General features: G+C 41.6%; 13 protein-coding genes. 10 read left to right on the forward strand and 3 right to left on the reverse strand.

Going from position 1 to position 12,155, the window contains the following annotated elements:
* The first annotated feature begins 13 nt into the window (after positions 1-13).
* The 10 genes from GMD5S_RS0203290 (at position 14) to rpsI (ending at position 9,421) form a co-directional block, all read left to right on the forward strand.
* Positions 14-577, forward strand: coding sequence for an ECF transporter S component (locus GMD5S_RS0203290; protein WP_000185840.1), 564 nt, complete (start codon positions 14-16; stop codon positions 575-577).
* Positions 567-1,217: a phosphatase PAP2 family protein gene (locus GMD5S_RS0203295; RefSeq protein ID WP_009013718.1), complete on the forward strand. Its 651-nt coding sequence runs from the start codon at positions 567-569 to the stop codon at positions 1,215-1,217. The genes GMD5S_RS0203290 and GMD5S_RS0203295 overlap by 11 nt, the downstream gene beginning before the upstream one ends.
* 27 nt (positions 1,218-1,244) lie before the next feature.
* A complete protein-coding gene (locus GMD5S_RS0203300) occupies positions 1,245-1,664 on the forward strand; it encodes a hypothetical protein (protein WP_000867350.1) in 420 nt (139 codons plus the stop codon).
* Positions 1,665-1,975: 311 nt separating this feature from the next.
* Entirely contained in the window at positions 1,976-3,022 is a 1,047-nt protein-coding gene (gene pheS, locus GMD5S_RS0203310; RefSeq protein ID WP_008289063.1) for a phenylalanine--tRNA ligase subunit alpha, read from the forward strand.
* Positions 3,022-3,531, forward strand: a complete 510-nt coding sequence (locus GMD5S_RS0203315) for a GNAT family N-acetyltransferase (RefSeq protein WP_000619930.1) — start codon at positions 3,022-3,024, stop codon at positions 3,529-3,531. Before pheS ends, GMD5S_RS0203315 begins: the two co-directional genes overlap by 1 nt.
* 76 nt (positions 3,532-3,607) lie before the next feature.
* On the forward strand, positions 3,608-6,013 hold the full coding sequence (gene pheT / locus GMD5S_RS0203320; RefSeq protein WP_000961535.1) for a phenylalanine--tRNA ligase subunit beta: 2,406 nt from the start codon (positions 3,608-3,610) through the stop codon (positions 6,011-6,013).
* A gap of 250 nt (positions 6,014-6,263) precedes the next feature.
* Entirely contained in the window at positions 6,264-7,157 is an 894-nt protein-coding gene (locus GMD5S_RS0203325; RefSeq protein ID WP_000895260.1) for an ABC transporter ATP-binding protein, read from the forward strand.
* Positions 7,154-8,353, forward strand: coding sequence for an ABC transporter permease (locus tag GMD5S_RS0203330; RefSeq protein ID WP_001245393.1), 1,200 nt, complete (start codon positions 7,154-7,156; stop codon positions 8,351-8,353). The genes GMD5S_RS0203325 and GMD5S_RS0203330 overlap by 4 nt, the downstream gene beginning before the upstream one ends.
* A gap of 210 nt (positions 8,354-8,563) precedes the next feature.
* The gene (gene rplM / locus GMD5S_RS0203335; RefSeq protein WP_001044624.1) at positions 8,564-9,010 is read left to right on the forward strand and encodes a 50S ribosomal protein L13; all 447 of its coding nucleotides are present in this window, start codon (positions 8,564-8,566) and stop codon (positions 9,008-9,010) included.
* 18 nt (positions 9,011-9,028) lie between these two features.
* The gene (gene rpsI, locus GMD5S_RS0203340; protein WP_000075973.1) at positions 9,029-9,421 is read left to right on the forward strand and encodes a 30S ribosomal protein S9; all 393 of its coding nucleotides are present in this window, start codon (positions 9,029-9,031) and stop codon (positions 9,419-9,421) included.
* 109 nt (positions 9,422-9,530) lie between these two features.
* Here rpsI and GMD5S_RS10710 read toward each other — a convergent pair whose 3' ends face one another.
* Genes GMD5S_RS10710 through GMD5S_RS0203355 form a run of 3 tightly spaced genes read right to left on the reverse strand, consistent with a single transcriptional unit; the run spans position 9,531 to position 12,155 of the window.
* Positions 9,531-10,748: a tyrosine-type recombinase/integrase gene (locus GMD5S_RS10710; RefSeq protein WP_000512969.1), complete on the reverse strand. Its 1,218-nt coding sequence runs from the start codon at positions 10,746-10,748 to the stop codon at positions 9,531-9,533.
* 9 nt (positions 10,749-10,757) lie between these two features.
* A complete protein-coding gene (locus tag GMD5S_RS0203350; protein ID WP_000960974.1) occupies positions 10,758-11,030 on the reverse strand; it encodes a helix-turn-helix domain-containing protein in 273 nt (90 codons plus the stop codon).
* Between the two features lie 12 nt (positions 11,031-11,042).
* On the reverse strand, positions 11,043-12,155 hold the full coding sequence (locus GMD5S_RS0203355) for a CHAP domain-containing protein (protein ID WP_000721540.1): 1,113 nt from the start codon (positions 12,153-12,155) through the stop codon (positions 11,043-11,045).

Raw genomic sequence — 12,155 nt, forward strand, 5'->3', positions numbered from 1 at the left:
GGAGGAACCTGTTATGACAAACACACGTCGACTTTCGACCATTGCGATTTTATCAGCCATTTCATTTGTGCTGATGTACTTTGACTTTCCGCTCTTGCCAGCGGCAACCTTCCTCAAGATCGAGTTTAGTATCTTGCCAGTCCTTTTGGGTTTGGTGGTGATGGATTTGCCAGCTGCTTTAGGCATTCTCTTGCTTCGCTCACTCTTGAAGTTGCTTCTGAATAGCCAAGGAGTGAATACCTACATTGGCTTGCCAATGAATATCGTAGCCTTGGGAGTTTTTGTTATCGTCTTTGGTTTGATTTGGAAAAAGGAACGCAGCACCCTTCGTTTCCTACTGGCATCTCTGGCGGGAACTATTGGATTGACTGCTGCCATGTTGGTTCTCAACTATGTCTATGCGGTTCCTTTATACGCGCAGTTTGCCAACTTTGATATTAGAGAAATTATAGGACTTTCTAACTACTTGATGACCATGGTTTTACCTTTTAACCTGATTGAAGGTTTAATCTTTGCCGTTTCATTCTGGTTGTTATACGTCCTCTTGAAACCAACCTTAAAACATTATGAGAGATAAACAAACATTTTTAATGAAGGGCAGTTTTGCCCTTTTACTTTTCGTCCTTCTTGGCTATATGGTTAAGTTCTATCCTGAAACGCTGGTCGGTTTTGATCAACCGCTTCAGACTGCCCTTCGTGGGGACTTGCCAGATTATTTAACGGTTCTGTTCCGTGCCCTTACGCATTTGATTGATATCCCAGTAATCATTACCTGGGTTGCCATCGCAGCCTTTATCTTTTATCGTAAGCAGTGGAAGATAGAAAGCTACTTCATGGCGGGCAATCTAGCCTTAGCCGGTCTTTTGATTGTGACCTTTAAAAATATTTACCAGCGCCCACGACCAGCTATCTTACACTTGGTAGAGGAGAAGGGATTTTCCTTCCCAAGCGGGCATTCTCTGGCAGTGACGCTGATGGTAGGGACTTTGATTGTCATTCTCAGTCAACGGATTAAAGATCCGGTTTTGAGAAAAATTGTGCAAATCGTCCTTGGGGTCTACCTAGTCAGTGTGCTGCTATCTCGGGTCTATCTGGGAGTTCACTATCCATCAGATGTTCTTGCCAGTTTCTGTGTGGGCTTGGGAGTCTTGTTTATCGAATTTCCTTTCTATGACAAGCTTCGCTTCCAATGGCGATTTAAAGGCAAGCAGAAGTGAGCATCAAATTCCTTTGAGGAAAAAGAAATGAAAGTCAATATAACAGATCTCCATCCGACTCAACTATACTTATCAGAAAAGAAGTTACAAGATATCCAGATGCTTTATCAGTCGGTAGAAATAATCAATGTTGCTCCAATCAGTGTTCTTGCATTCGGAGACTGCTTGTTGATTACAGACGGGCATCACAGGGCTTATCAGGCTTTATTGGCAGGTAGGGATACGATTTCTGCTGAGTGGGATAGAGATGGTGGCGATGAACTGTATTATCTCTATGCGCAAGCTTGTGAGGAAAGAAAGATTTACTCTGTTCTGGATTTAAAAAATCATATCGTATCTCAAGATGAGTATGAAGCAAAATGGTATAACTGGTGTGATGGTTTTAATCAAGCAGCAACTCTTTTATTGAAAAGGAAAGCAGGTGAAACAGATCCTACAAATAGGTAATGCATTGTGTCTTGTTCCTTTTTATATTGAAATTAGTCTAATCTAACTTGTTTTTTAACTAAAAATCTGATAAACTAAGTAGTAATTGAATAGGAATCCGCAAGACTAGTAACTCAAGGGAAGTATATCAGGGAGGAGAGCCGTGACTGCAAGCTCTCTATATGAAAGCTGGGTGAATTCACTTGCGCATGGATTTAGAAATGAAGGTCTGACTTGTCAGATGAAAACGGATGGTACCGCGTGTCAACGCTCCGAGTGGAGTTTTTGGCATGTGGTTTTCTTTTTATCTACGAGAGACTGATGGAGGAATTATGTCAACTATTGAAGAACAATTAAAAGCGCTTCGCGAAGAAACGCTGGCTAGCTTGAAGCAGATTACTGCTGAAAATGAAAAAGAGATGCAAGACTTGCGTGTCTCTGTCCTTGGTAAAAAAGGTTCCCTTACGGAAATCCTCAAAGGGATGAAGGATGTCTCTGCTGAGATGCGTCCAATCATCGGGAAACACGTTAATGAAGCGCGTGATGTTTTGACAGCGGCTTTTGAAGAAACAGCTAAGCTCTTGGAAGAAAAGAAAGTAGAAGCTCAACTAGCAAGTGAGAGCATCGATGTAACACTTCCAGGTCGCCCAGTTGCGACTGGTCACCGTCACGTTTTGACACAAACCAGTGAAGAAATCGAAGATATTTTCATTGGGATGGGTTACCAAGTCGTGGATGGTTTTGAAGTAGAGCAAGACTACTACAACTTCGAGCGTATGAACCTTCCAAAAGATCACCCAGCTCGCGATATGCAGGATACTTTCTACATCACAGAAGAAATCTTACTCCGTACTCACACGTCACCAGTTCAGGCGCGTGCTATGGATGCTCATGATTTTTCAAAAGGTCCTTTGAAGATGATCTCACCAGGACGTGTGTTCCGTCGTGATACGGACGATGCAACCCATAGTCACCAGTTCCACCAAATCGAAGGCTTGGTTGTTGGGAAAAACATCTCTATGGCAGACCTTCAAGGAACGCTTCAGTTGATCGTCCAAAAGATGTTCGGTGAAGAACGTCAGATCCGTTTGCGTCCATCTTATTTCCCATTCACAGAGCCATCTGTTGAGGTGGATGTTTCCTGCTTCAAGTGTGGTGGAGAAGGCTGTAACGTATGTAAGAAAACAGGTTGGATTGAGATTATGGGGGCCGGTATGGTTCACCCACGTGTCCTTGAAATGAGTGGAATCGATGCGACTGTTTATTCTGGATTTGCCTTTGGTCTTGGACAAGAGCGTGTCGCTATGCTCCGCTACGGAATCAATGATATCCGTGGGTTCTACCAAGGCGATGTCCGCTTCTCAGAACAGTTTAAATAATGATTAGAAAAGTAGAAAAGGCAGATATTGGGGCGTTGTCCAAAATTGCCAAACAAACCTTTCGTGAAACATTTGCTCATGATAATACGGAAGAGCAGTTACAGGAATACTTTGAAAAGACTTATAGTCTCAGAGTTTTGTCAACTGAGTTGGAAAATCCAGATTCCGAAACCTATTTCATTATGCATGAAGAGGAGATAGCTGGTTTTCTCAAAGTCAACTGGGGAAGTGCTCAGACTGAGAGAAAATTAGAGGATGCTTTTGAAATTCAACGCCTCTATGTGCTACAAAAATTCCAAGGATTTGGACTAGGTAAGCAACTGTTTGAATTCGCTCTTGAACTTGCTACCAAAAATAGTTTTTCCTGGGCTTGGTTAGGTGTTTGGGAGCATAATACAAAAGCTCAAGCGTTTTATAACCGATATGGTTTTGAGAAATTTAGCCAACATAGTTTTATGGTTGGTCAAAAAGTAGATACAGATTGGTTACTGAAAAAGAAATTAAGGTAAGAAGAGGATTCTTCTATTGAAATGATAGGAAAGGAAAAGAACTAGAGTGGCAACTGTCATTCTGGAGAACTAAATTATGCTTGTATCTTATAAATGGTTAAAAGAATTGGTGGACATTGATGTGCCATCACAAGAGTTGGCTGAAAAAATGTCAACTACAGGGATTGAGGTCGAAGGTGTGGAATCACCTGCTGCTGGTCTCTCAAAAATTGTCGTCGGTGAGGTCTTGTCTTGCGAAGATGTGCCAGAAACTCACCTCCATGTTTGTCAGGTTAACGTTGGCGAAGAAGAAGCACGTCAAATCGTTTGTGGTGCACCGAATGTGCGTGCTGGTATTAAGGTTATGGTGGCTCTTCCAGGAGCTCGTATTGCTGACAATTACAAGATTAAAAAAGGGAAAATCCGTGGCTTAGAGTCACTTGGAATGATCTGTTCACTTGGTGAATTAGGTATTTCTGACTCAGTTGTACCAAAGGAATTCGCAGATGGTATTCAAATCTTGCCTCAAGATGCTGTTCCTGGGGACGAAGTCTTTTCTTACCTAGACTTGGATGATGAAATCATCGAACTTTCTATCACACCAAACCGTGCAGACGCTCTATCTATGCGTGGAGTAGCGTACGAAGTGGCAGCCATCTATGACAAGGCAGTCAACTTTAAAGAATTCAGTTTAATAGAAACAAATGAAGCTGCAGCAGATGCCCTTTCTGTCAGCATTGAAACAGACAAGGCGCCTTACTATGCAGCCCGTATCTTGGACAATGTGACCATCGCACCAAGTCCACAATGGTTGCAAAACCTTCTTATGAATGAAGGGATTCGTCCTATCAACAACGTTGTAGACGTGACCAACTATATCCTGCTCTACTTTGGTCAGCCTATGCATGCCTTTGACTTGGATACCTTTGAAGGGACTGACATCCGTGTGCGTGGAGCGCGTGCTGGTGAAAAATTAGTGACCTTGGACGGTGAAGAACGTGACTTGGAAACAAATGACCTAGTCATTACTGTCGCAGACAAGCCAGTAGCCCTTGCAGGTGTTATGGGTGGTCAAGCAACAGAAATCTCTGAAAATTCTAGTCGTGTTGTCCTTGAAGCGGCTGTTTTCAATGGCAAATCGATTCGCAAGACTAGCGGACGCCTCAATCTGCGTTCTGAATCATCTTCTCGCTTTGAAAAAGGCATCAATGTGGCAACTGTTAACGAAGCCCTTGATGCGGCAGCGAGCATGATTGCTGATCTTGCAGGTGCGACGGTGCGTAAGGGCATCGTTTCAGCAGGAGCGCTTGATACTTCTGATGTAGAAGTTTCTTCGACTCTGGCTGACGTTAACCGCGTCCTTGGTACGGAGCTTTCATATGCTGATGTGGAAGATGTCTTCCGTCGTCTTGGCTTTGGCCTTTCTGGCAATGCAGAAAGCTTTACAGTCAGCGTTCCACGTCGTCGTTGGGATATCACCATCGAAGCGGACCTCTTTGAAGAAATCGCTCGTATCTATGGTTATGATCGCTTGCCAACTAGTCTTCCAAAAGATGACGGTACAGCTGGCGAATTGACTGCGACACAAAAATTGCGTCGCCAAGTTCGTACCATCGCTGAAGGAGCAGGTTTGACAGAAATCATTACCTACGCTCTGACAACGCCTGAAAAAGCAGTTGAGTTCACAGCTCAACCAAGTAACCTTACAGAACTCATGTGGCCAATGACAGTGGACCGTTCTGTCCTCCGCCAAAATATGGTCTCAGGTATCCTTGATACAGTTGCTTACAACGTAGCGCGTAAGAACAAAAACTTGGCCCTTTACGAGATTGGAAAAGTCTTTGAACAAACAGGCAATCCAAAAGAAGAATTACCAAACGAAATCAACAGTTTTGCCTTTGCCTTAACAGGCTTGGTTGCAGAAAAAGATTTCCAAACGGCAGCAGTTCCAGTTGATTTCTTCTATGCTAAGGGAATCCTTGAAGCGCTCTTTACTCGCTTGGGACTAGAAGTGACTTATACAGCAACAGCTGAGATTGCAAGTCTCCATCCAGGACGTACAGCCGTGATTTCACTCGGCGACCAAGTTCTTGGTTTCCTTGGCCAAGTGCATCCAGTCACTGCCAAGGCCTACGATATTCCAGAAACGTATGTAGCTGAGCTCAACCTTTCCGCCATCGAAGCTGCCCTTCAACCAGCTGCTCCATTTGTAGAAATCACTAAATTCCCAGCAGTCAGTCGTGACATGGCTCTACTCCTCAAGGCAGAAGTCACTCATCAAGAAGTTGTAGACGCTATCCAAGCTGGAGGCGTGAAACGTTTGACAGATATCAAACTCTTTGACGTCTTCTCAGGCGAAAAACTGGGAGTTGGCATGAAGTCAATGGCCTATAGCTTGACCTTCCAAAATCCAGAAGATAGCTTAACAGACGAAGAAGTCGCACGCTATATGGAAAAAATCCAAGCATCACTCGAAGAAAAAGTGAATGCAGAAGTGCGTTAATAGTCTAAAATCCATCCCTCGGGGTGGATTTTTAGTTTCAAAAGGACAGTTCAGAAGAGAAAAGCGATAGTTGAGGAGGAAGCCATCTCAGAAAGTCTTTAATGAGTTATACTAAAGCTATCGCTGAAGCACTTAAATTTATTAGAGATAGGATACTTTTGCTATTTATAATCCGATAAAATGGACATAAATCGTTGTAAAGGCTATCAAAAAGGAGTATAATAAGTGCAACATATCTCGGAGGTGGAAAATGTTAGAAGTAAGAAATCTAGAGAAAAGTTTCGGTCCCAAGCAAGTCTTGTTTGGTGTCGATTTTCAGGCAAGTCCAGGAAGGATTCTGGGCTTGGTCGGGAAGAATGGTGCTGGGAAAACAACGATTTTCCACAGTATGTTGAAATTTTTGGAGTATCAAGGAGAGATCAGTCTGGATGGGCAGGAGATTCGTCAGGAAACCTATGCACGGATTGGTTATCTGCCTGAGGAACGCAGTCTCATGCCCAAGTTGACAGTCCTTGAGCAAGTTCGCTACCTGGCGACTCTAAAAGGTATGGATGCTAAGGAAGTCAAGGAAAAACTCCCTCAATGGATGGAAAAATTGGAAGTGAAGGGCAAATTGACCGACAAAATCAAGAGCCTCTCCAAAGGGAATCAGCAGAAAATTCAGCTGATTATCACCCTAATCCATGAGCCAGACTTGATTATCTTGGATGAGCCTTTTAGTGGTTTGGATCCAGTCAATACTGAGTTGCTCAAGCAGGTCATCTTAAAAGAGAAAGAGCGCGGTGCAATCATTATCTTTTCTGACCATGTCATGACCAACGTTGAGGAACTTTGCGATGATATTCTGATGATTCGTGACGGGCGTGTGGTCTTGCATGGACCAGTTCAGGATGTCCGTAATCAATATGGGAAAACACGTCTCTTTGTTTCAAGTGAACAAAGCAAGGAAGAATTGGAAAAACTTCCTCACGTCAAACAGGTGAGCTTGACCAAGCAAGGTAGTTGGAAATTGATCCTAGATGATGAAAGTGCTGGAAGGGAACTCTTCCCCATCCTCACTCAAGGTCAATATATTGCGACCTTTGACCAACAGGCTCCAACAATCGATGAAATCTTTAAACTAGAATCAGGGGTGGAAGTATGAGAAATATGTGGGTTGTAATGAAGGAAACCTATCTTCGACATGTCAAGTCGTGGAGTTTCTTCTTTATGGTGATTTCGCCGTTCCTCTTTTTAGCCTTATCTGTAGGAATCGGCTTTCTCCAAGGGTCTTCTATGGCCAAGAATAGCAAGATAGCAGTAGTAACAACTGTGCCATCTGTGGAAGAAGGGCTCAAGGGTACCAATGGTATCAACTTTGATTATAAGGATGAAGCCAGTGCCCAGGCTGCTATCAAGGATGAGAAAATCAAGGGTTACCTAACCATTGACCAAGAGGACAGTGTCCTCAAGGCCGTCTATCATGGTGAAACTTCTCTTGAAACAGGCATCAAACTAGCAGTAACCAATAAGTTAAACGAACTGCAATACCAACTCAATCGTTCGGCAGCCAATTTGTCTCAAGAACAGGAAAAACGTCTGAGTCAAACCGTTGATTTTACTGAGAAGATTGATGAATCTAAGGAAAACAAAAAAATTGTTCAAACCATTGCTGCCGCAGGGCTTGGCTTCTTCCTTTATATGATTTTGATTACCTATGCTAGTGTCACTGCTCAGGAAGTGGCTAGCGAGAAAGGAACCAAAATCATGGAGGTGGTCTTCTCTAGTATCCGAGCAAGTCATTATTTCTACGCTCGCATGCTGGCTCTGCTTCTTGTGATTTTGACTCATATTGGCATTTACGTCGTGGGTGGGCTGGCTGCTATTCTGCTCTTTAAAGATATCCCTATCTTGGCACAATCTGGAATTTTAAATCATCTAGGAGAGGCCTTCTCGCTCAATACCTTATTGTTTGTCTTGGTTAGTCTCTTTATGTACGTTGTTTTAGCAGCCTTCCTAGGCTCTATGGTTTCTCGCCCTGAGGATTCAGGAAAGGCCTTGTCGCCATTGATGATCTTGATTATAGCAGGATTTGTCGGTGTGACCTCTCTAGGTGTTGCTGGGGACAATTTAGTTCTGAAAATTGGTTCCTATATTCCTTTCATCTCGACCTTCTTTATGCCATTTAGAGCTATAAATGGGTATGCCAGTGGTCTGGAAGCTTGGATTTCGCTTGCCATAACGGTTGTTTTTGCAGTCACTGCAACAGCCTTTATCGGACGCATGTATGCTAGTCTAGTCCTTCAAACAGATGATTTGGGAATCTGGAAAACCTTTAAACGTGCCTTAGCTTATAAATAGGAAAGCCTCGCAAAAGCGAGGTTTTTCTAGATGTTAAACACTGAAATCGGCAAAAATATTTTTCATATCTATTGACTTTTAGTAGTGAAATTTGGTATGATAGTAGACGGTATTGTTTACCCCATTTGTAAGGCCCCGGAACCTTTCAAATACCCCGCGGACCGGAACATCCGCCCTGTAAACAAAAACGATATTCATATAGGAGAAATCATGAACAAAACTACATTCATGGCTAAACCAGGCCAAGTAGAACGCAAATGGTACGTTGTTGACGCAACTGATGTACCTCTTGGACGCCTTTCAGCAGTTGTTGCTAGCGTACTTCGCGGAAAAAACAAACCAACATTCACACCACACACTGATACAGGTGACTTCGTAATCGTTATCAATGCTGAAAAAGTTAAATTGACTGGTAAAAAAGCAACTGATAAGATCTACTACACTCACTCAAACCACCCAGGTGGATTGAAACAAATCTCTGCTGGTGAACTTCGTTCTAAAAATGCAGTACGTTTGATCGAAAAATCAGTTAAAGGTATGCTTCCACACAATACTCTTGGTCGCGCTCAAGGTATGAAATTGAAAGTATTCGTTGGAGCTGAGCACACTCACGCTGCACAACAACCAGAAGTTCTTGATATTTCAGGACTTATCTAAGGAAAGGAACAATAAAGTATGTCACAAGCACAATATGCAGGTACTGGACGTCGTAAAAACGCTGTTGCACGCGTTCGCCTTGTTCCAGGAACTGGTAAAATCACTGTTAACAAAAAAGATGTTGAAGAGTACATCCCACACGCTGACCTTCGTCTTGTTATCAACCAACCATTCGCAGTTACTTCAACTGTAGGTTCATACGACGTTTTCGTTAACGTTGTAGGTGGTGGATACGCTGGTCAATCAGGAGCTATCCGTCACGGTATCGCTCGTGCCCTTCTTCAAGTAGACCCAGACTTCCGCGATTCATTGAAACGCGCAGGACTTCTTACACGTGACTCACGTAAAGTTGAACGTAAGAAACCAGGTCTTAAGAAAGCTCGTAAAGCATCACAATTCTCAAAACGTTAATCAATACGATTATATCAACGTTTACAGACATTCAAGAATTTTCTCTTGGATGTCTTTTTTGTTTCAAAAATCTAAAGTTCACCCCAAAATTCACCCCATATTCACCCCATCAATTTTTTAAGCTACGAAATGCAATATCACCTACGGTCTGATTAACTTTATCTTTAGTGTTGACGTAGGTCTTTGTAATTTCCTTGTCACTATGGGTTAGCGCTTCAGAAATTTCCTCAAGCGAAACTCCAGCTAATTTTGCTAGAGTGGCACCTGTGTGTCTCAATTTATGAGGAGATGCAGGAGCTAATTCGGGATGTCTATGTCTAACTGATTTCATTCTATAGTTCAGATAGTCGACATGGAGGGGAAGATTAATGTTATTAGTCCGATTATTATATGTAAAAACAAACTGTTTTTGTGTTTGCCTCAGTCCAAAAAGTTTGAGTTCTTCTTGTTGTTTAACTTTCCAATTTGCTAGAAGCTCCATTAATTCCGTTGGTGCTTTAAAAAGAGTTTTTTTGTTTCCTTTAGTTGATTTTACATTACCAAAACGATCTAAAGCTTGTTCTATAAGTATTTCTCCGGTTGAAAAATTGATGTGTTTCCATTGCAAAGCATAACTTTCTGATTTTCGGTCAGATAAAAAGAAGGTAGTATAAAAGAGAGTGTAGTCTTTTAGGTCAATGATTCCTTCCTTTAAATCAGTGTCAAAAGCTTGTAACCATAATTTTAGCTCCTCTTTATCGAGAGAAAGATCTTCTTCACGTTTACTCTCTTTAAGGAGAATTTTTTTATTTGCTTTAATTCTACTAATTGTTTTTCGGAGTTTATTTGATGGAATATATTCAAGCTCCTCAGCCCAATCGAAAACAGAATTTACATAGCTCCTAATTACCTTGAAATTAGCATAACTATTTGCCTTTGGAGTAAGTAGTGATAGTACAAGTTGTTTATTATTAATCAAATGTTCTATTGAGTAATTACCTAAAATTGGAATGATATGAAGCCTAAATATATTTTCTGTTTGAAATACTGTTGCCTTAGTAGGAGGTTTTAGTGTAGTGGTAGTTTGACCTGCTTTGTATGGTTCCAGCCAAATATCTTTATAAAAGTCTTTGAATAAGATATTACCTTTGTTATTTGAATTAACAGGGACTCTACCCAATCTAGCATTCTCAATATCAATAGTTAACTTTATTTCAGCTTCTTTAGCTTCTCTTCGGGTTTTAAACCGTTTCTCATATCGTCTTCCTAACCCCAGTTTTCCCTGGACTTCATCAGGTATATACACCCTAAGTCTATATGATCCATTATTTGTTTTAGAAATACCCATTTTTTCTCCTTATGCGCTGATTTCTAATCGTGTCATCCATTGATTTATACTATCCTTGTTGAAACGAATAGACTTTCCAATTCGAATATAGGGTAGCCCCATTGCGATCCAAATATCTAAGGTATTATTAGATATTCCTAAATAATTGCAAGTCTGCTTTTTATTCAAGAAGGGGCTGTCTACTCCAATATCCTCTTTAAAGTGATGGATTTCATCTTTGATTAGTGTTGCAATCATTTGCTGAATTTCTTGAGTTTGTTCTTCGGGTAGTTGTACTAACATATTTTCTCCTTTCTATTTTCCAATTACATAAGTAAACTGTTTTGCTGTCTCTGCATCAAAAGTTCTATAAGATATAATCCCAAGCCCCTTATAGTTACTTTCAGAGATTAAAATGGAACCGTCTGATTTTACTTGTTCCACAAAGGCTACGTGTCCATATATTGGGTCAGCGCCAGCTTGACTCGATGAGAAGGATAAGGCAGAGTGTTCGGTTGGTGTATTTGTAGTTGTATAACCTGGTTTTTCCATCCATTGATTACCATTCCCCATATAAGGGTCAAAGCTGACACCAACTTCTTTTCCACGGTTATAGACAAACCAAGTACATTGCCCCCATGGATAAGAGCTTGCAATATAGTTAGTAGTATCAATAGCTTGGGTAAGACTATATCCTTCAGGAACATCGCTTGAAGTAACACCGCCACCGTCTCTTGTTTTACCTGTAGTTTGTTTAGGTGCTTCTGGGGTTCCTCCGTTTTCATCAATGTAAGTATCCAGTTTTTGCATGGTTTCAGCTCTTCTTTTTCCTGAACCAGAAGTATCTGTAAAGTAGACCCCTCCATCAACGGCAGTATTCAAAGTGCCAGAAGCTAACTTCTTTGCCTTGTCGTCTTGGATTTTGAAGGTTTGATTTTTATTGCCAATGATAGTTTGTTGGGTAAGAGCGACTACGGCAACCTCATCATTGAAGTTATTGGCATTTTCAGGATTGGAGTCAAAAGCTCCATATCCAAACATATTGGCTCCTGGATTTGTCGCAACCCCAGCAGTTCCTAGTGAACTTTCATTCAATGCGATCGCAAGTATCGCTCGAACATCTAGATTTGACTTGGCTTCCCACTCTAGCAATTTTGTCCCATTGATGCGACTTGAATCATAGTTGATTCCTAGAGTTTTTAGGAATCCATCTAATTGCGAAGCCTTGATTCCGTAACGATGAACTAATAGATTATGTGTGTAGGCGTCCCCGTCTGACCAGTGTTCAGAATAGGTAACTCCATTTTGAATGTTGGAATTTCCACCAATGGATCCCCCAGCCATGGCAGAGGCAAGAATGAGAATAACAAGAATCGGCATGAGTAGAGGGAGGAGACCAAGGATGAGAAACCATTTGATTTTTTTCAT

It is taken from the genome of Streptococcus sp. GMD5S (assembly GCF_000298715.2).
Lineage (GTDB): Bacteria > Bacillota > Bacilli > Lactobacillales > Streptococcaceae > Streptococcus.

Bases quoted from the DNA above. Each gene is read 5' to 3' on its own strand.
- rpsI (WP_000075973.1), top strand. From the start codon at position 9,029: ATGTCACAAGCACAATATGCAGGTACTGGACGTCGTAAAAACGCTGTT.
- pheS (WP_008289063.1), top strand. From the start codon at position 1,976: ATGTCAACTATTGAAGAACAATTAAAAGCGCTTCGCGAAGAAACGCTG.
- GMD5S_RS0203330 (WP_001245393.1), top strand. From the start codon at position 7,154: ATGAGAAATATGTGGGTTGTAATGAAGGAAACCTATCTTCGACATGTC.
- GMD5S_RS0203355 (WP_000721540.1), bottom strand. From the start codon at position 12,155: ATGAAAAAAATCAAATGGTTTCTCATCCTTGGTCTCCTCCCTCTACTC.
- pheT (WP_000961535.1), top strand. From the start codon at position 3,608: ATGCTTGTATCTTATAAATGGTTAAAAGAATTGGTGGACATTGATGTG.
- GMD5S_RS0203325 (WP_000895260.1), top strand. From the start codon at position 6,264: ATGTTAGAAGTAAGAAATCTAGAGAAAAGTTTCGGTCCCAAGCAAGTC.
- GMD5S_RS0203300 (WP_000867350.1), top strand. From the start codon at position 1,245: ATGAAAGTCAATATAACAGATCTCCATCCGACTCAACTATACTTATCA.
- GMD5S_RS10710 (WP_000512969.1), bottom strand. From the start codon at position 10,748: ATGGGTATTTCTAAAACAAATAATGGATCATATAGACTTAGGGTGTAT.
- rplM (WP_001044624.1), top strand. From the start codon at position 8,564: ATGAACAAAACTACATTCATGGCTAAACCAGGCCAAGTAGAACGCAAA.
- GMD5S_RS0203315 (WP_000619930.1), top strand. From the start codon at position 3,022: ATGATTAGAAAAGTAGAAAAGGCAGATATTGGGGCGTTGTCCAAAATT.
- GMD5S_RS0203295 (WP_009013718.1), top strand. From the start codon at position 567: ATGAGAGATAAACAAACATTTTTAATGAAGGGCAGTTTTGCCCTTTTA.
- GMD5S_RS0203350 (WP_000960974.1), bottom strand. From the start codon at position 11,030: ATGTTAGTACAACTACCCGAAGAACAAACTCAAGAAATTCAGCAAATG.
- GMD5S_RS0203290 (WP_000185840.1), top strand. From the start codon at position 14: ATGACAAACACACGTCGACTTTCGACCATTGCGATTTTATCAGCCATT.